The 17,757-nt window shown below is 57.3% G+C and carries 17 protein-coding genes and 1 other RNA gene; 14 read left to right on the top strand and 4 right to left on the bottom strand.

What is annotated here, in order from left to right:
* Nucleotides 1-1,287 (top strand): HNH endonuclease signature motif containing protein (locus Q0X21_RS08595; protein ID WP_297851489.1); only part of this gene is annotated, 1,287 nt, incomplete at its 5' end.
* Here Q0X21_RS08595 and Q0X21_RS08590 read toward each other — a convergent pair.
* On the bottom strand, nucleotides 1,284-1,934 hold the full coding sequence (locus Q0X21_RS08590; protein ID WP_297851488.1) for a thiamine phosphate synthase: 651 nt from the start codon (nucleotides 1,932-1,934) through the stop codon (nucleotides 1,284-1,286). The two genes, Q0X21_RS08595 and Q0X21_RS08590, sit on opposite strands and share 4 nt — an antisense overlap.
* Nucleotides 1,935-2,007: 73 nt before the next feature.
* On the opposite strand from Q0X21_RS08590, the gene Q0X21_RS08585 reads away from it, so the two are divergent.
* Nucleotides 2,008-2,835, top strand: coding sequence for a S1 family peptidase (locus Q0X21_RS08585; RefSeq protein WP_297851487.1), 828 nt, complete (start codon nucleotides 2,008-2,010; stop codon nucleotides 2,833-2,835).
* On the opposite strand, the gene hisN is transcribed toward Q0X21_RS08585, so the two are convergent.
* Nucleotides 2,832-3,614, bottom strand: a complete 783-nt coding sequence (hisN, locus tag Q0X21_RS08580; protein WP_297851486.1) for a histidinol-phosphatase — start codon at nucleotides 3,612-3,614, stop codon at nucleotides 2,832-2,834. The genes Q0X21_RS08585 and hisN overlap by 4 nt on opposite strands.
* Before the next feature lie 11 nt (nucleotides 3,615-3,625).
* Nucleotides 3,626-4,438: an inositol monophosphatase family protein gene (locus Q0X21_RS08575; RefSeq protein WP_297851485.1), complete on the bottom strand. Its 813-nt coding sequence runs from the start codon at nucleotides 4,436-4,438 to the stop codon at nucleotides 3,626-3,628.
* Nucleotides 4,439-4,467: 29 nt separating this feature from the next.
* On the opposite strand from Q0X21_RS08575, the gene prfB reads away from it, so the two are divergent.
* From prfB to Q0X21_RS08515, 12 genes are all read left to right on the top strand, one after another.
* Nucleotides 4,468-5,574, top strand: coding sequence for a peptide chain release factor 2 (gene prfB, locus Q0X21_RS08570; protein WP_297851484.1), 1,107 nt, complete (start codon nucleotides 4,468-4,470; stop codon nucleotides 5,572-5,574).
* Between the two features lie 63 nt (nucleotides 5,575-5,637).
* Entirely contained in the window at nucleotides 5,638-6,330 is a 693-nt protein-coding gene (gene ftsE, locus Q0X21_RS08565; RefSeq protein ID WP_297851483.1) for a cell division ATP-binding protein FtsE, read from the top strand.
* 2 nt (nucleotides 6,331-6,332) lie between these two features.
* Nucleotides 6,333-7,235, top strand: a complete 903-nt coding sequence (ftsX, locus tag Q0X21_RS08560) for a permease-like cell division protein FtsX (protein ID WP_297851482.1) — start codon at nucleotides 6,333-6,335, stop codon at nucleotides 7,233-7,235.
* Between the two features lie 12 nt (nucleotides 7,236-7,247).
* Complete coding sequence (gene smpB / locus Q0X21_RS08555) at nucleotides 7,248-7,736, top strand: SsrA-binding protein SmpB (protein WP_297851481.1); 489 nt, start codon at nucleotides 7,248-7,250, stop codon at nucleotides 7,734-7,736.
* The gene (locus Q0X21_RS08550) at nucleotides 7,733-8,380 is read left to right on the top strand and encodes an SDR family oxidoreductase (protein WP_297851480.1); all 648 of its coding nucleotides are present in this window, start codon (nucleotides 7,733-7,735) and stop codon (nucleotides 8,378-8,380) included. Before smpB ends, Q0X21_RS08550 begins: the two co-directional genes overlap by 4 nt.
* Nucleotides 8,381-8,452: 72 nt before the next feature.
* Nucleotides 8,453-8,836, top strand: a transfer-messenger RNA (tmRNA) gene (gene ssrA / locus Q0X21_RS08545).
* A 192-nt stretch (nucleotides 8,837-9,028) separates the two neighbouring features.
* Nucleotides 9,029-12,367, top strand: a complete 3,339-nt coding sequence (locus Q0X21_RS08540; protein WP_297851479.1) for a tetratricopeptide repeat protein — start codon at nucleotides 9,029-9,031, stop codon at nucleotides 12,365-12,367.
* Nucleotides 12,368-12,541: 174 nt separating this feature from the next.
* Complete coding sequence (locus tag Q0X21_RS08535) at nucleotides 12,542-13,321, top strand: hypothetical protein (RefSeq protein WP_297851478.1); 780 nt, start codon at nucleotides 12,542-12,544, stop codon at nucleotides 13,319-13,321.
* Between the two features lie 76 nt (nucleotides 13,322-13,397).
* Nucleotides 13,398-14,402: a siderophore ABC transporter substrate-binding protein gene (locus Q0X21_RS08530; protein ID WP_297851477.1), complete on the top strand. Its 1,005-nt coding sequence runs from the start codon at nucleotides 13,398-13,400 to the stop codon at nucleotides 14,400-14,402.
* Between the two features lie 59 nt (nucleotides 14,403-14,461).
* Nucleotides 14,462-15,385 (top strand): ABC transporter permease, encoded by a 924-nt coding sequence (locus Q0X21_RS08525; RefSeq protein ID WP_297851490.1) that lies wholly within the window; start codon nucleotides 14,462-14,464, stop codon nucleotides 15,383-15,385.
* Nucleotides 15,382-16,407 (top strand): iron chelate uptake ABC transporter family permease subunit, encoded by a 1,026-nt coding sequence (locus Q0X21_RS08520; protein WP_297851476.1) that lies wholly within the window; start codon nucleotides 15,382-15,384, stop codon nucleotides 16,405-16,407. The genes Q0X21_RS08525 and Q0X21_RS08520 overlap by 4 nt, the downstream gene beginning before the upstream one ends.
* Nucleotides 16,404-17,159, top strand: a complete 756-nt coding sequence (locus Q0X21_RS08515) for an ABC transporter ATP-binding protein (RefSeq protein ID WP_297851475.1) — start codon at nucleotides 16,404-16,406, stop codon at nucleotides 17,157-17,159. Before Q0X21_RS08520 ends, Q0X21_RS08515 begins: the two co-directional genes overlap by 4 nt.
* Before the next feature lie 58 nt (nucleotides 17,160-17,217).
* On the opposite strand, the gene Q0X21_RS08510 is transcribed toward Q0X21_RS08515, so the two are convergent.
* On the bottom strand, nucleotides 17,218-17,757 hold a 540-nt coding region (locus Q0X21_RS08510), incomplete at its 5' end, for a hypothetical protein (RefSeq protein ID WP_297851474.1).

The raw sequence follows: 17,757 nt of genomic DNA, 5'->3' as shown, positions 1-17,757 counted from the left end.
GGGGGAATAATGGCAGTACAAACGGTAGAGCGGGAACCTGATCTGACAGGATTGGCGGAAGATATTGTTTCACAATATGTGGTGTTGATGCGTTCGAAAGCTCGACTTCTAGAGATGATTGGGGAGTTTGATCGGCTCAATCTTGCGGAGCAGTGCGGAGCGTCGAGTACCGCGACGTGGCTGATGCGGCGGTTGGGTATTTCGGAGTCGACGGCGCATGAATATGTGTTTGTAGCGCGGCAGCTGCAGAATTTTCCGTATTTGGCGGCGAATTTCGCGGCGGGGAACCTGAGCTATTCAGCGTTGCGCCTGGTGCTGAAATATCTCACGCCGGAGAACGAGGTGGAGCTCGTGGATAAGGCGGCGCAGGTGGGTTATTTGGGGCTTGAATGCGCGTTGGCGGGACGTGAGAAGCCGAATGAGAAAGAGGAGAAAAAGGAGTGCTACCTGCGGCTGAAGAAGCAGCCGGATGGATATGTGAATGTGTGGGCGCGGTTAAATCCTGCGGATGGGGAGCAGTTCTGTGCGGCGCTGAAGTTGGGGCATTTGGCTTTCGCGGCGGATGAAGAAGAGCTGTCTGGGCTGATTGGAGAAGATGGCGAGGTCGATCCAGACAAACTCGATGAGCTGATGCATTCCAAAGAGAAAGAAGAGGAAAAACGGCAGGCCAAGAAGGATGTTTCGGGCTTTGGTTTGCCCACTGGGCGTGCGATGGTTCACGCGCTGATGGGCATGGTGAATATTGTCAGGTCACAGCCGAAAAGCACACTTCGAACGCCGGGTGCGCAGGTCAGCGTGATGATGACGGTAGATGGCCGAGCTTATTTGCCGAATAACGCCGGTGCACCGTCGAAGGGGCTGGAGAACCTTGTGGCTAATGCGCTGGTGCGGCTGGACACGGTGGATAACCGCGGAATGATCATCAACGCAGGCAGGTCGTCGCGTCTGGCCACGGATGGGCAGATCCGGTCGCTGCTGGCGATGTGGGGTGGTCAGTGCGCGATGCCGGGGTGCACGCACACGCGGTTCATGGAATTCCACCACATGGAGGAATGGGCCAACGGTGGGCTGACGGACATGGATAACCTGATCCCGCTGTGCTCTGCGTGCCACTCGCTGGTTACCGAAGGGTATGCGCAGGTCAAGCGACACGGAAATGAAATCGTCTTCGACTTCGGTGACGGCAGCCGGTACGTTTCCTTCAACCACTCGTTGCCGGTGCGGAACGATGATTATGTGGTGCGGAAGGTGGAGGACCTTGGTTTGGCGGATAGTTTTGCTAGTTAGCTGTGCCCGCGGTCAACGTTGGCAACGACTCGCGAGACGTAGTCGCGTGGGTTCTCGGCGTTCATGATGCCGCGGACGATGGCAACGCCATCGACACCAGTGCGGGCAAGGGCTTCAGCGTCATCCACAGTGACATCACCGATGGCGACAATGGGCATTTCAGCTGCTGAAACAAGGGCGGGGTAGCCCTCAAGCCCCAGGGGAGTGCGGCCGGAATCTTTCGTCGGGGTGTCGCGGAATGGGCCGGCGCCGATGTAGTCGATCACATCTGCGTAGTCGTTGGCAGCCTGGACGAGTTCAAGCGTGCCGGTGGTCAGGCCGATCACGGCATCGGGTCCGAGAAGCTCGCGGGCAATGCGTGGGTTCAGATCGTCTTGGCCAATGTGGACGCCAGCAACACCGTGGGGGGCGAGGACGAGGGCGACATCGACGCGGTCGTCGATAAGCACGTGCGTGTTGGGGTTGACTTCGTGCACGGCGGTGACCACGGAAAGGCCGAGGTCGTAGAGGTCGCGCGCGCTGATGGGTTTGCTGCGCACCTGGATGATGCCGGCGCCACCCTGGGCGGCGGCGCGGGCGGTTTCCACGATGTGTTCGGGGGTGCCCGCGCCGGTGACGAAATAGCAGCGGAGGTCGAGTTCGGTCATGTGCGCCATTGTAAGGACCCACCCGTGCGGTACGGTTTGTCTATTCAGATCCTCTCGGAGAAGGGACGGCCACATGAAGATCCGGGCTATGGCGGCAGCGGCGTTAGCTGTGCTGACACTAGTAGCTGCGCCAACAGCGAATGCGCAGGTTGACCCGAATTATAAGTGGCGGAATGACCCGGTATCGAAGGTGCTGGCGGGTAAGCCTTTTGCGGATCGTGTTCTGCATCGCGTGCCGGGGTCGTGGTTTGATGCGCAGCGCGCGAACCCGGGTGCGAAGCAGGCGGCGGCGCGTGGCCGGGCGCTTTATGGTGCTGGTGCGCCGATCTATGTGGGCATGTACGGCATGTGCACGGTATCGGCAGTGGGCACGGATGGTGCGGGGCGCAAGGTGGCGCTCACCGCGGGGCACTGCGGAAATATCGGCGACCCGATTGTGGCGTCGGACTCGTTTGCGGCGGGGCCGACGGGCCGAATTGTGCGTAAGAATGGTGCGTTGGACTATGCGGTGATTGAGCTTGGTCCGCGCGCGGACCTGACGGCGAGCTATAACGGCACAACGATTCGTTCGACGGGTGGTGCGGTGCGCACTGGTGACCAGCTGTGCAAGAACGGCTACGCATCGGGCAAGACCTGCGGCATGGTGTGGGTGGCTGCCGGGCCGCGTCACCAGTCGCAGGTGTGCGCGATGGCGGGTGATTCGGGTGCGCCACTCTATGCGGGTACGCGTCTGGTTGGGCTGATCAACGGCAGCTCGATCCCGCAGGCAGCAAATTTGTCGTGCTCAACGCCGTTGCAGGGGCCGATCCACGCGCCGACGGTATCGACGAGCATCGATGCGATTATCCGTGATCTGAATTCCGCGCCGGGCGTGGGCAACGGCTTCCGTTTGGCGCGCTAGCGCAGGCGACCAAGCACCTCGTCGTGGAGGAGGCCGTTGGTGGCAACAGCATCGCCGCCGTGCGGGCCGTCCTCGCCGGCAAGGGATGTGAAACGGCCGCCAGCTTCGCTGACCAGGACGGACAGGGCGGCGAGGTCCCAGAGGGAGACTTCGGGCTCGGCGGCGATGTCGACAGCGCCTTCGGCGACGAGACAGTAGGAGAAGAAATCGCCGTAGCCGCGCAGGCGCCAGACATCATCGGTCAGGGTGATCAGCTGTTCGCGCAGGTTACGGTCGCGCCAGCCGCTCAAAGACGAGATGCTTAACGACGCATCCTCCAATCCCTTCACCCCAGAGACCTCCAGCCGGGTGACACTGCCATCGGCGAAAGTGCGCCATGCGCCGGCGCCTTCGCTGGCGTACCAACGACGAGCCAGGGCCGGGGCACTGATAACGCCGACGACGGGTTTGCCATCCTCAAGCAGGGAGATGAGGGTTGCCCACACTGGCACGCCGCGGACGAAATTCTTGGTGCCGTCGATCGGGTCGATGACCCATTGGCGGCCGGAGAAATGAACATCGCCGCCGAATTCTTCACCGAGTACGGCATCGGCGGGGCGGGTGACGCCGAGCTTGTCGCGCAGAGCACTTTCGACCGCGACATCGGCATCGGAGACTGGTGTCATGTCCGGTTTGGTGTCCACGCGCAGGTCTGCGGACTCGAAACGTTCAAGCGTGATCGTGTCAGCGAGGTCTGCGAGTTCAAGGGCCAGGGCGAGATCGTCAGAGTAGTGAGCCATGCTTTTCAAGCTTAGCCAGCGAGGAGGTCCGCCACCTCGTCAACGAGCTGCTCATTTCCTGCCACGCACCAGGTCACCCCGCCGGCATCGACCTTGATGGCCTTGCCGCCAGCAGCTTCGATGAGGGCTTTGCCCGGGAGCCAATCCCAGTCAGCGACGGAATGTTGCAGCCATCCGCCGATTCCGCCAGACGCGACGGTAGCGAGATCGATCGAGCCCGCGCCGAACATGCGCACGGTCGCCGCTTGATTTGCTGCGCGCAGCCAGGCTTCGCGGACACCATCACGCTTCATCGACGTGGGGTGGAGGTAGGTGGCGAGCGCCAGGTGGGGCAGTGGGGCGTCGACAAGCTTGTCTAGCTCGCGGCCGTTCCGTGTCGCCGTGCCGTGGTCCGCGATCCATGTGGTCGCGAGCGCCGGGCGGTGGATCGCGCTGACAAGAATGCGCTCGGGATCGCGTACGTCGCCCTCGACGAGCGCGACGGCTGAGCAGAAATAATCCGAACCGGAGGCGAAGTTGTAGGTGCCATCGACCGGGTCAATGACCCAGGTCCGACCGCTTATCGACGCCTTCGCCGCACCCTCCTCACCCACGATCCCGTCGTCGGGGCGCAGGGCTTGGAGAGTTTCGGCAACGAACTCCTCGGCTGCCGTGTCAGCGTTGGTGACCACGTCGGACACGGACGTCTTCTGACCTGTTTCCAGTCCCTCGTCGCGCATGCTCAAGGCGAGGCCGCCGGCGGTCTCGACGAGCGCACGGGCGAGCTCGGCATCGGTGGCATTGCGGTGGGATTCAATGAAAGCTGCGGTAGACACAAACGCCATTATGGCGCTGTCTACTAGACTGCGCACCTATGCAGCCAGAGACCAGCAACCGGATCCAGTCCCTCGATTCCACATTGACCACCATCGAGACGGTCATGGATTTGGACGAAATGGATTCGCGAGCCCGTGAACTGGAACAACAAGCCGCCGACCCCAGCCTGTGGGACGATCCTGACCACGCGCAGAAGGTGACCACGGAGCTGTCCAACGTCCAGGCCCGCCTGCGCAAGGTCAAGAGCCTTCGCCAAAGGCTCGAGGATCTGCCGGTCATGTATGAACTTGCGGAAGAGGAGGGCGACGCGTCGCTTGCCGACGATGAGTTGGCTGACCTGGAATCCCAGATCTCTTCTTTGGAAGTGACCACGATGCTCTCAGGCGAATACGACGAGCGTGAGGCCGTGGTGCACATCCGCTCTGGTGCCGGCGGTGTCGATGCTGCCGATTGGGCTGAGATGCTCATGCGTATGTACACCCGCTGGGCTGAAAAGAGCGGCCACAAGGTGGATGTATACGACATCTCTTATGCCGAAGAAGCCGGTATCAAATCCGCGACTTTCGTCGTTCACGGAGAGTACATGTACGGCCAGCTCTCCGTCGAGCAGGGAGCGCACCGTCTGGTGCGTATCTCGCCGTTTGATAACCAGGGCCGCCGCCAGACTTCATTCGCCGAGGTGGAGGTCCTGCCTGTGGTGGAGCAGACCGACCACATCGATATCCCGGACTCCGATATTCGCGTCGACGTCTACCGCTCTTCCGGTCCCGGTGGTCAGTCCGTGAACACCACCGACTCAGCAGTGCGCATCACCCACGTACCTACCAGCATCGTGGTGACCTGTCAGAACGAGAAGTCACAGATCCAGAACAAGGCTTCCGCCATGAACGTTCTGCAGTCCAAGTTGCTTGAGCTCAAGCGCCAGGAAGAAAAGGCAGAGCTCGACGCCCTCGGTGCCGGCGGTAACGCAAGCTGGGGCAATCAGATGCGCTCCTACGTCCTGCACCCCTACCAAATGGTCAAAGACCTGCGCACCAACTACGAAGTCGGCGACCCGCAGAAGGTCCTCGACGGCGATATCGATGGGTTCTTGGAGTCAGGCATCCGCTGGCGTATGGCGGAGCAGCAGGGCGAAGGATCCTAACTCACCTGCGATTTTGTGGAATAGGATTTCCTACATGCAAATGCTGTCACTAGAGTGGCGCATGTGATCACTTTCTCGAATGTGACAAAGGTCTACCCGACATCGACGCGGCCGGCTCTCGATGACATTTCGCTGACGATTGAAAACGGCGAATTTGTTTTCTTGATCGGCCCGTCGGGCTCGGGCAAGTCGTCGTTTTTGGAGCTGCTTATCCGTGAGGAAAACGTGACAAGCGGTGATATCTACTTCGATGACTTCCACGTGAATGCGTTGAAGGGCAAGGAGGTGAACAAGCTCCGCCAGTCCATTGGCTACGTCTTCCAGGACTTCCGGCTGCTGCCGAAGTTGAACGTGTACGACAATGTGGCGTTCGCGCTGGAGGTGATTGGTAAGCCGAAGGCGAAGATCAAGAAGCTTGTGCCTGAAGCGTTGGAAATCGTGGGGCTGGATGCGAAGGCGAACCGGATGCCGAATGAGCTGTCCGGCGGCGAGCAGCAGCGGGTGGCTATTGCGCGTGCGTTCGTGGACCGACCGCATCTTTTGCTTGCCGACGAGCCGACCGGCAACCTTGACCCGTCCACCGCGGACGACATCATGGCGCTGCTTGCCCGCATTAACCGCATGGGCACGACAGTTGTCATGTCCACGCACAATGCGCGTGCGGTCAACGATATGCGTCAGCGCGTGATTGAGCTGCACCTGGGCAAATTGGTCCGTGATGACAGCCATGGCGTGTACGGAACAGTGGGGGCATAACTATGAACTGGAATTTCATTTTCCGTGAGGGCTTCCGTGGTCTGGGACGCAACCTCACCATGACGATTGCGCTGATCATCACCACTGCGCTGTCGTTGGCGCTGGTGGGTGCGGGCATTTTGATGTCCAAGGTGACTAGCGACACCAAGGACCTGTACCTCGACCGTGTTGAGGTGATGGTGGAGCTGGACGAGGAAGTGTCGGCGGGGGACAAGGATTGTTCGTCGACAAGCTGTGCAGAGGTGCGCGACACGCTGCAGGCGGATGACCGCGTCGAGTCCGTGACCTTCCGTAACCGCGAGCAGTCGTACGAGCGCTTCGTGGAGCTGTTCCAGGAATCGGATCCGGTGCTGGTGGAGGAGACCTCGAAGGATTCGATGCCGGCGGCGCTGCACGTGCGTCTGGAGGATCCGACGAATACCGAGCCGATCGACGCGGTCCGTGATCTGCCGCAGGTCGCTTACGTGGCTGACCAGGCAAGTGATGTTCGTGGCGTGGCTGATTCGCTCGACTCGTTCCGTAATGCGACCTTTATTATTGCTGCGGCTCAGGCGCTGGCCGCGATGTTCCTGATTGCGAATATGGTGCAGCTGGCTGCGTACAGTCGCCGCGAGGAAATCGGGATCATGCGCATGGTGGGCGCGACCCGCTGGTTCACACAGGCGCCGTTCATTCTTGAGGCGCTCATCTCTGTATTCGTCGGCGGTGTGATCGCCACGGTGGGCGTGTGGGCGATTAAATCGCAGATCGTTGATCCGATGCTGTTCGGTGTGTACGAGAATCTGCTGATTGCCAAGCTTCCGGACAGTGCCGTGTGGACCGTGATGCCATTGGTCGGCCTGGTTGCGCTTGTTGCAGCAGGCCTGGTCGCTCAGGTAGCGTTGCGCTCCTACGTGCGTAAATAGGAGGTTTAGTTCGTGGCGAAGAAAAAGAAAAAGGATGGACCAGGCGTCATCGCGTCCAACCGCAAAGCTCGCCATGACTACACCATCCTGGATACCTATGAAGCAGGTGTGGTCCTGCAGGGAACCGAGATCAAGTCCTTGCGCGACGGCAAGGCCTCGCTCGTCGAGGCATATGCCACGATCGACGACGGCGAGGTCTTCCTGCGTAACCTCCACATCCCGGAGTATTCGATGGGGTCGTGGACGAACCACTCGCCGCGTCGCACCCGCAAGCTGCTACTGCACCGGCGCGAGATCGACACGCTCGCGGGCAAGGTGCGCGATGGCAACCGCACGCTTGTGCCGCTGAAGCTGTACCTCAAAGATGGCCTGGTCAAGGTCGAACTCGGCCTGGCGCAAGGTAAGCAGGACTACGATCGACGCCAAGACATCAAGAAACGCACCGAGGACCGCGAGATCGCGCGTGAACTTGGTCGCAAATTCAAGGGGATCAAGGCATGAAAACTGTCCTCATCACTGGCGCATCGCGGGGAATCGGTCGTGCGATTGCCGAGGAATTGGGCAAAGACCACCACATTTTGGTCGGCGCATCGCGGGATGCGAGCGAAGTCGTGGACAAGCTGCCCAGCGCTGAACCATTCGAGGTCGACCTGCGCGATGAGCAGGCGATCGTCGAGGCCGCGCGCAAGATCGAGAATGTCGATGTCGTGGTTCACGCTGCAGGCGTGCTGCACAAGGCGCCTTTTGATGAGCTCGACGCGCAGCAGTGGCGGGACACGATGGACATCAACGTGCTCGCGCCCGTCACGCTCACACGCGAGCTTTTGCCCGCTTTACGACGTTCGCGTGGACTACTCATCACCATCAACTCCGGCGCTGGCTTCCACGGTGTCGAAGAAAACACTGCGTACTGTGCATCCAAATTCGCACTGCGCGGGTTCACCGATGCGCTCCGCCTAGAGGAAAAGGGACGCATCCGCGTGACCTCGATCCACCCGGGTCGCACTGACACTGACATGCTCACCGACCCAAAGCACGGTGACCGCCCGAAGATGGACCCAGTCAATGTTGCGCGTGCTGTCCGCCTCGCCGTGGATGTTGATCCGGATACTGTCGTTGAGTTTCTGCGCGTCGCACCTGCTTGACGTGCGCCGTTGAACAGCGGTAGTGTTATTCTTCCTGCGGTTGCAATGCATGTTCCCGCCGCAGGACGCGAAGGGGATGACTTGGTTTCGACTTCGCTGACTAAACCAGGGGAAGCGTGCCGGTGCAGGCTGGAGACCACCGATTTGAAGCGTCGCAGCACTTTATAAACGCAGAGAAGAACTCTCAGCGTGACTACGCCCTCGCTGCCTAAGTAGCGACCGCGTGTCTGTCAGGCCGGGCTTGCTCCCGCCCCGGACCCTGGCATCGACTAGGGAGCTTGCCCTCTCACCGTGTCAGTGAGGTGCTTGGAGGGGACTTCTTTCACTGACTGGGCCCGTCATCCGGACATGTTCGCCTGATCCGGAGGGCCGAGCAGAGATTCTGTGCGGACTGCGCACGGAGAAGCCCTGGTGCAGTGGCGAAGGACCCGGGTTCAATTCCCGGCATCTCCACAATGCAGCCCCTCAAGGCTTGTGTTTTATGACTTAGGACACAGGACTTGAGGGGTTTTACTGTTTGGACCCGTTACACTGGGCTGGAACTTGGTAGCGGGCATGGCAATTGCACCTAAGTTCTGAGCCACAGATTGTCTGTCGTGGAAAGAGCCACTGGTTCGTTGGCCGTGTCCTCTTGCGAGAGGAACTAAAATGCCGGAACTCCTTGGCGATCACGAAGCTATTGCTCACGACCTGTTTAATCGGGTGAAAAGGCTTTCAGAAGGTACCTATGACGGGCCCACAGTTGTCTTGCTTCGCGGCGCTTCAGGAGTTGGAAAGACAGCCATCATTCAACGCTTGTATGAGCTGCTGCGCTTGGATGGTGCCCAGAATGGAAAAGATGGATTCGGCCAGTACTGGCCGGAATTGTTTCCTGCTGACCACCACGCTGATCCTTTGAGCGGTCGCGCGCTACTTTCCCCAGAGTTGGAGTCTTTTGTTTGGAAAGAAGACACACTCCCAACCTTCGGATGGTGGTCGTTCAACTGCGAGAATCTCCGCAATAACCAGAAATTGGATGTCGTGGCAGCGGGCCAGGAACAGATGGCGACACATCTCGCCCCACTGTCCTTGGCTTGGTGGGATTCCTCTGGAGCATTGGAACGCACGGGAAAAGTGCTTTCCCAAGTGGTCACGAGAGTGCGCAAAGACCTCCAGGCCGATGCATTTGATTCTTTGCTCGAGGCGTCTGTTGACGCTCTAAGCCTTGGCGTGCCCCTTCCGGCAACTCTTTCTTCATGGCTTACCGACACACTGCGTTGGTTCGGCAAGAGGCGGAAAGATTCGAAGAATCTGCACCGCGATGTAGATATGGGGGAGCAGCACCTGAAGTTCAAGAAAGATGCTGGTGTAGAACTCGCAGAGGCCATTCGCTCGCTGACTGCCAAGGGGTTACCCGGAATTGTCGTTGTGGAGGACATGCACCTCATGGGGCCCAATCTGGGTTCACTTCTGGCAACCCTTGCCGTGCATGATCAGAACAGACCAGTTTTGATCGTCGGCACTGCCTGGCCTGAAGGGACAGCAGAGGGAGATTTTCAGCAATGGCATTTGGGCATGCTGGATCAACCGGATTCTCAATCACGAATACTTGATGTGGATATCCCTTCGCTTCAGGATTTGTCTCTCATTAATCTTCTGTTGCGCTACGCCCCGGAGACATCTGCTGATGTAGCAGCCCAAGTAGTGGAGAAACTGAACACGCCCCTGTTTCTTCTCCTCTGGATCACAGACCCCAACGTCGCCCGCGAGATCAAGTACTCAGGGAACAAGATCTTGCTTACTGATGAGTTCAGGCTTCCAAACTCGGTCGAGCAGGTAGTGGAGAGTCGTTGGAATGCACTGCCTGAAGACGTGCGAAATGCACTTACATCAGCTGTGGCAGGAAATCCCTCAGACCCGACTCTGGATATCCTGAATCGCTTTGTTCCGACCGTCATCGCTGAGGTTATGGAAGAGATTTATGACTCGGTGCAGGAGAATGCCCTTGAGGCAATAAATAAGGCACGCAATCCCATTGGTTGGTGTCAAGGCTCCACTGACGTGGCCAGCTTTACCGACCCTTTGCTAACTCGGCACGTTCGTAAATCCCTTCAAAGCCTGCCTGCGTTGAAAGCACACGCGCAAGGGTTGGCGCAACAAGCATGCATTCAGTGGCTTGATGGCCAACGTGATCACCTTGACTTGCCTAATAGCACGCAGGTTGATGCAGTGGTCGACTGGTATTTAGATTTTGCTGAGGAGGGGCCACCGCTCACGACAGCTGCGGTCTATGTTTATGCAGCTAGAAGAAATATGCGGGCGTATGAGTTCTCAGAGGCTATTGAGTGCTTCAATTCCGCGCTCCGTGTGCTCGGCAGTGATGTCTCAGAGCGCGATCAAATCTTTGTGCGCCGACAAATTGCAGAATGCTATTACGCAATGTCTGAGTTCAAAGATGCAGAGGCAATTCTGCTGGAAGTACTTCCGCAGCAGATTGAAATGGATGGTGAGAGCCATCCAGACACGTTGGCACTCAAACTCTTGCAGGCAAAACTTTTGCTGCGAAGCGGGGACCCATTAGAAGCGGCGCCGGTCTTGAACGATGTGACGGCAATGTTGGGGGATTACTACTCAGACCGGACAGTGCCCGAAGAAATCGTGGGAACTATCTACATCCCAACCGTGCTGTTAAAAGCGGAAGTGGCTTTTGAGAATTTCCGCAATGATGAAGCCATCGAATTTTATGACGAAGCTCTCGCCATTATGTCCCGTATTTACGGTGAAGATTCTCTTGATGCCCTCATGCTTCAGATAAAGAGACTCCGAGCGGTGTACGCGATGGATGTTTCGAGCACCGAGGCTTTCGAGCAAGGAAAAACTCTGCTGGCAAAGATCCAGGAAGCAAGCGGAGCGGACTCACCGTACGCAATTGAAGCGGAAGCGAACGTTCTTCGCTGGGGTTGCCAAACAGCAATGATTAAGGACGTAGAGCAAAAATTCCGAGACTTGGATACAAGAATTCCCCAGACCAGAAGTTACGCAACCCTCAGGACAGAGATTTATTTTGCGGCAGGGGACGTAGCGGGATTTGAAGGCAGGATGGCAGATGCCAAGCGGTGGTTTTTGGCATGCCTCTCTGTTGCTGACCAGCATCACGGGGTTTATGATCCGCTGAATTTACATGTTCGGCGTCAGCTCGGTGTCGTGCTTTTCAACTTGCAGCAATTCGAAGAAGCCCGGGATGTTGTTGAGAGGCTCACTGAAAATGCCCGTGTTGCGGTTGGTGGTGATGGAAGAGCCACTGTTGAGGCCGAATTGCTGCTTTCGCAAATTTATGCACATCAGGGGCGGCTGGAACTTGCGATCTCTCGCCTGGAGCGAACAAGACAAGAACTGGCTGAATCGGCGGATCCAAGCCTGAGGCTGACTCGCCTGGTGGAATCGCGACTGGGAGAGATGATTAGCGCCAGGCAACCAGTGGGTTTTTTCCCGCTTGTACAGATGAAGAGAGGTAAATTCGTCCACCTGTCTGGCACGCGGAGCGCTGAGTTTCCACCGATCGAGAATCAGAAAGTCGTTATTGACCAGACTCGCCGGATAATGGATAGTTCGCCTGAATATGTCTTATTTCATCTGGACACATTGGCGCGGGCTTCGATGAATCTAGGTGCTTGTTATATCCGCGATGGCGCTCCCAATGAGGCATACGAGGCGCTCCGCAAGGCCGAAGCTTATTCACATGAAGCGCTGAGGCAGATTGCCTCTGGTTCTCCTAAGGCCAACGCACAAGTTGCTCAGGTGGTAGCGAGGCTGGTAGGTATCTCGCACAACCTCATGCTGCTTTTGATGATTGTTGAGCGGAACGATCAATTGGATGAGGAATTTGTTGATTGTCGAGTTCAAGCGTTGAAATGGCTCGACACATTTCGGCCGGGGGATGAGGCCTTTCTCGGGCAAGTGAATCTCTCATTCCTGAAGGAACAAGTTGACTACCTGCTCACCCTTTAGCTCGTTATAGATATTGGTGCCCGAATCACTGCCGGGTTTCTGACGCACCAGGAAGCGGTAAATCGCATTTTGAGGAGGTAAATTTATCGCCAATCTGTGCGTTAGGAAATAGGTGAAAGAAGGTCCCCTGTGCAGGTGAACTGGCGAAAGAAACTGGTCAGTTTCGGACTATGCGTGGCAACTTTTCCGCTTTTATCCGGTTGCGGAGCGACTGAGGAGAAAACAGAGATCCCGCCTTCCTTGGTCAAGCCGGGCTGGATGGGCGAAACGGTGAACATCGCCGACAACGAGGGCACCAAGGATGTGCCGTTGAATCCCAAGAAGGTTGTGGCGTGGGATGAGCGTGCGCGCGACCTGCTGGAGGCACTCGGGGTAGAGGCGGCAGATGATGTGGAACAAGCCGACCTCATCGTGATTGCCACGGAACAATCGGAGCAGTTGCCGGATGTCCCGGTGGTTGATGTGACACCGCGGGAAGGTCCGCCGTTGGACTGGGAGATGGTCCGACAGGTGCAGATCTTGGGGCCGGTCTTTGAAAAAGACGAAGAAGCAAAAACGCTTGACGACGAATTCTCAGAAGCGCTCGTCCGCGCCAAAGACGAAGCTGATGAGGACTGGACAGTGGCGATCGTGGGGGCAGACGGGACTGACGTGGATACGCAGGCCGGTAGGGGATTTTTCGAACCTGTCGTGAAGATGCTCGGGCTGGAACTCGTCGAGGCAGAGAAGAAGCCGGATGTGATTCTGGTGGTGGAGCCTAATTTTGATCCGGCGGTCGAGGGATACACCCCGGCGATGAAGCTGGTGCTTGATGATGAACGGTTCGAAGACTCCGATGCAGTCGAGGACGCGAATATCTACGTCGCGCCTTTTGATACCCCTGAAGTCGCCTCGATCGCCGCATATACGCAGGTATTCAATGAATTAGCAGGCATTTGGGAAGCAATGAACTAAGGGGTATTGACGTACGGCGAATCGGTGGGTAGCTTAGGCAAAGCTAACCAACTTTCTATGTACTCAAGGAGTCCACATGATTGGAACTACCCTCCGTCGCCGTGCAGGCGTCGTTGCCGCTCTCTTCGCCACCGCTTCGCTGACTCTGATCGGCTGCAGCCCGGCTGAGAACACCGGCAACGAAACCAGCGAAACGGCTACCGCTGGCGAAACGGTCACCATCGAGGACAATGAGGGGACCAAGGAAGTTCCTGTGAACCCGAAGTCTGTCGTTGCGCTGGACAACCGCAGCTTCGAGATCCTGGACCAGTGGGGCGTGAAGCCGGTCGCTGCCGCACGTGCGCTGGTGCCGCAGACCATTCCGGGCATCGCGGACAACGAGGACATCGTTGACATCGGAAACCACCGTGAGCCGAAACTTGAGGCGATCGCTGCTGCCGAGCCGCAGGTGATTGTTTCCGGTCAGCGTTTCACTCAGTACAACGATGAGATTGAGAAGCTTGCCCCGGACGCAGTGCTGATTGATCTGGAGCCGCGTGAAGACCAGCCGCTGGACCAGGAATTCATCCGTCAGGTGGACACGCTGGGCAAGATCTTCGGCCACGAAGAGGACGCCAAGAAGATGACCGATGATTTCACCGCTGCGCTCGAGCGCGCACGTGAGGCTTACAACAAGGATTGGAAGGTCATGGCGGTCAACGTTTCGGGTGGTGAGATCGGCTACGTCGCACCGAAGATCGGCCGCACCTGGGGCCCGCTGTTCGACATGCTGGGGCTGACTCCGGCGCTGGAGATCGATGGTGGTTCGGATGACCACCAGGGCGATGACATCTCCGTTGAGGCGATTGCAGAGGCAAACCCGGACTGGATGCTCGTCCTTGACCGTGACGCTGCGATCCGTACCGAGGATTCCGCCCCGGCAAAGCAGGTTCTTGACGATAGTCAGGCGCTGAAGAATGTGACCGCTGTTAAGGAGGGCCACATCTACATCGCTCCGGTAGACACGTACACTAATGAGTCGATCATTACGTACACCGAGATTCTCAACGAGCTCGCTGATCAGTGGGAGGCAGCCGCTTAGTGCCGGATCGCTTATCGACGCCTACTGCGACGACCCGCCCGTCTCTTGCTAATTGGAAGATGCTGGTGGGCGTTGCGGTGGTCGCTGCACTGCTCGTGCTGTCGCTGTTAGTGGGGCAGTATGACATTCGCGGCCACTCAGATGGCGTCGACATGTTCTGGACTACGCGTGTCCCGCGCACCATCGCACTCGTGCTCTCGGGCATGGCGATGGCCATGAGCGGCATGGTCATGCAGCTGCTCACCCAAAACCGTTTCGTAGAGCCCACCACCACCGGCACGACAGAATGGGCCGGCCTTGGTCTCATGGTGGCGCTTTTCTTCATTCCCAATCCGTCGTTAACGGAACGAATGCTCGTCGCTGTGGCGTTCGCATTTGTGGGAACAATGGTCTTCTTTGCATTCTTGCAGCGTGTGACGTTGAAATCCTCCCTGGTTGTTCCGATCATCGGCATTATGCTGGGTGCAGTCATCAGCGCCATTTCGACGTTCTTTGCCATGCAGACAGACATGCTCCAATCGCTGGGCATCTGGTTTGCTGGCTCGTACACTTCGATCATTCGCGGCCAATATGAGGTCTTGTGGATCGTCGGCATCGTGGTGATCGCGGTGTTCTTCTTTGCTGACCGGCTCACTGTTGCTGGCCTGGGCAAAGACATCGCTACCAATGTCGGCTTGAACTATGAACGTATTGTGTTGATCGGTGTAGGCCTTGTTGCCATCGCATCAGGTGTTGTCACCGTTGTCGTGGGTATGCTGCCATTCCTTGGACTGATCGTGCCTAACCTGGTGTCGATGTTCCGTGGAGATGACCTGCGTTCGAACCTGCCGTGGGTCTGCCTTTTGGGCGTTGCAGTGGTCACCATTTGCGACATCATCGGGCGCACCATCATCGCGCCATTTGAGATGCCAGTCTCCGTCATCCTCGGTGTCGTCGGCGCAGCCGTATTCGTTGTCTTGATTGTCAGGCAGGTGAAGTCATGACAACTCAAGCTGCCCATACTCGGGCGAGGGAAGTGGGGGCGTTCCATACGTCGACAAGCAAACGACGTTATTGGATCATCTTCGGCTGCCTGCTGCTCGCTGCTGTGGCGTTCACGTGGGGTCTGCTCTCGTATGAGAACCCGATGGATCCGTCAACGCGCGGTTACTGGCTGATCGCGCAGCGTCGCGCGATGTCCGTGCTGGTCATGGCGCTCGTGGCTTTGTGTCAAGCGATGGCCACCGTCGCGTTTCATACCGTGACAGGGAACCGGATCATCACGCCATCGATCATGGGCTTTGAAGCTCTTTACGTGGCCATTCACACGACGACCGTGTACTTCTTTGGTGCGGTCGGGCTGGCTAATGCGCGCACGCTGGAAATCTTCATTCTGCAGTTGGTGCTCATGGTCGGCTTCTCCATGTTGCTGTACTCATGGTTGCTGACTGGTCGCAACAACATGCACGCGATGCTGCTGATTGGCGTGGTTATTGGTGGGGGATTGGGCAGTCTGTCCACCTTCATGCAGCGCATGCTCAGCCCAAGTGAATTTGATGTGCTCACCGCACGTCTCTTCGGATCCGTCAATAATGCTGATCCGGAGTACTTCCCCGTGGCGATTCCACTCGCGCTGGGCGCGGCGCTGTTGCTCTATATCCACTCGCGCACGCTGAACGTCGTTTCGCTCGGCCGGGAGACTGCTGTCAACCTCGGAGTGAACCACCGCGCGCATTCAATCTACGTGCTGGTACTTGTTGCCGTGCTCATGGCAATTTCGACCGCGCTCGTGGGACCGATGACATTCCTTGGATTCCTCGTGGCTACGCTGGCGTACCAGTTTGCGGACACATATGACCACCGATACATCTTCCCGATGGCTGTACTCATCGGATTCGTGGTGCTTTCCGGTTCGTACTTCATCATGAACCACATCTTTTATGCACAAGGCATTGTGTCGATCATCATTGAATTGGTGGGCGGCATCGTATTCCTAGCCGTAATTCTCAGAAAGGGCACGCTGTGATCAAGCTTTCTTCGCTAGCGAAAGTCTATGGCCACGATGCAGCAATCGGGCCTGTTGATCTGGAAATTCCATCCGGCGGAATGACTGCGCTGATCGGCCCAAACGGCGCCGGCAAATCGACGCTGTTGACCATCATTGGCAGGCTGCTGGAACAAGATTCCGGCACCGTTGCCATTGGCGGACGTGATATCGCATCGGTGAAGAGCGGTGAACTGGCTAAAGAGCTATCCATCCTGCGTCAGGAAAACAACTTCGTTACCAAGCTCACCGTCCGCCAGTTGGTCGGATTCGGCCGTTTCCCGTACAGCAAGGGTCGATTGACTAGCGAGGACGAAGAGATCATCTCGCGCTATATCGACTTCTTTGGACTTACCGGGCTCGAAGGCCGCTACCTGGACCAGCTTTCCGGTGGACAGCGCCAACGCGCATACGTGGCCATGGTGCTCGCGCAAGAAACGGAGTACGTGCTTCTCGACGAACCCCTCAACAACCTCGACATCTCCCACTCCGTGGAAATGATGCGTCACCTGCACGAAGCTGCCCATGAACTGGGTCGCACCGTCATCGTGGTGCTGCACGACATCAACTTCGCCGCACGCTATGCCGACTACATCTGTGCAGTGAAGGACGGCAAGGTCGTGGAATTCGGCACACCTGAAGAGGTTGTTCGCTCTGAACTGCTCACGAAAATCTTCGGTACAGAGATCGACGTGATAAACACGTCACGAGGCCCAATTGCCGCGTATTTCTAAAACAAAGCGCACTTGCATCATCCCAGGTAGATGGCGATGTTTGTGCGCAGTTTGCGTTTTATAAGTCGTTAGGGCTAATGTTTTGTTCCGTCCTTGAGGCGGTTACCAAATGGTGAACGTCACGTAAGGATGAGAATAAATAGATATTGCGAGCGAGTTGACACAGAGTGCCACTCCAAAGTAATGTCAACCAAGCCTCTTCGGTAGCGGAGTGAAAAATCCAAAACCAAGTGTGCGTGTGTTGTGTGAGAACTCGATAGTGTGCCAATGATTTTATTGTTTGGTTGGTTTGTGTGACTGTTTCATGCCTTTTGGTGTGTGCTGGTCGGTACTGTCTGAACCATTGATGGGACAGTGTCGTTCTGGTTGGTTGCATGACTGATTGGATATTTTTGGTTGCCCTTCCTTTTTGCCCCGTCAGGGTTGGAGGGTGACTGTTTAGTAATTTTTGGATGTGCCAGTCCAATGCTGCTTTTTGTGGTGTTGGTTTGGTTTGTTTTGGTTGGGTTTTGAGCTTTTCACGGCTTAAGTATCTTTTACTGATTTTTTGTGGAGAGTTTGATCCTGGCTCAGGACTGTCTCTTATACACATCTGACG

The organism is uncultured Corynebacterium sp., from assembly GCF_947253065.1.
GTDB lineage: Bacteria > Actinomycetota > Actinomycetes > Mycobacteriales > Mycobacteriaceae > Corynebacterium.
Note: the sequence above shows the minus strand (reverse complement) of the source record. Positions and strands in the feature narration are given on the sequence as shown.

Excerpts from the sequence above, each read along its gene's own strand:
- Q0X21_RS08590 (WP_297851488.1), bottom strand. The coding sequence starts at position 1,934 with ATGACCGAACTCGACCTCCGCTGCTATTTCGTCACCGGCGCGGGCACC.
- Q0X21_RS08585 (WP_297851487.1), top strand. The coding sequence starts at position 2,008 with ATGAAGATCCGGGCTATGGCGGCAGCGGCGTTAGCTGTGCTGACACTA.
- prfB (WP_297851484.1), top strand. The coding sequence starts at position 4,468 with ATGCAGCCAGAGACCAGCAACCGGATCCAGTCCCTCGATTCCACATTG.
- Q0X21_RS08550 (WP_297851480.1), top strand. The coding sequence starts at position 7,733 with ATGAAAACTGTCCTCATCACTGGCGCATCGCGGGGAATCGGTCGTGCG.
- Q0X21_RS08540 (WP_297851479.1), top strand. The coding sequence starts at position 9,029 with ATGCCGGAACTCCTTGGCGATCACGAAGCTATTGCTCACGACCTGTTT.
- Q0X21_RS08575 (WP_297851485.1), bottom strand. The coding sequence starts at position 4,438 with ATGGCGTTTGTGTCTACCGCAGCTTTCATTGAATCCCACCGCAATGCC.
- Q0X21_RS08520 (WP_297851476.1), top strand. The coding sequence starts at position 15,382 with ATGACAACTCAAGCTGCCCATACTCGGGCGAGGGAAGTGGGGGCGTTC.
- ftsX (WP_297851482.1), top strand. The coding sequence starts at position 6,333 with ATGAACTGGAATTTCATTTTCCGTGAGGGCTTCCGTGGTCTGGGACGC.
- hisN (WP_297851486.1), bottom strand. The coding sequence starts at position 3,614 with ATGGCTCACTACTCTGACGATCTCGCCCTGGCCCTTGAACTCGCAGAC.
- Q0X21_RS08525 (WP_297851490.1), top strand. The coding sequence starts at position 14,462 with ATGCTGGTGGGCGTTGCGGTGGTCGCTGCACTGCTCGTGCTGTCGCTG.
- Q0X21_RS08530 (WP_297851477.1), top strand. The coding sequence starts at position 13,398 with ATGATTGGAACTACCCTCCGTCGCCGTGCAGGCGTCGTTGCCGCTCTC.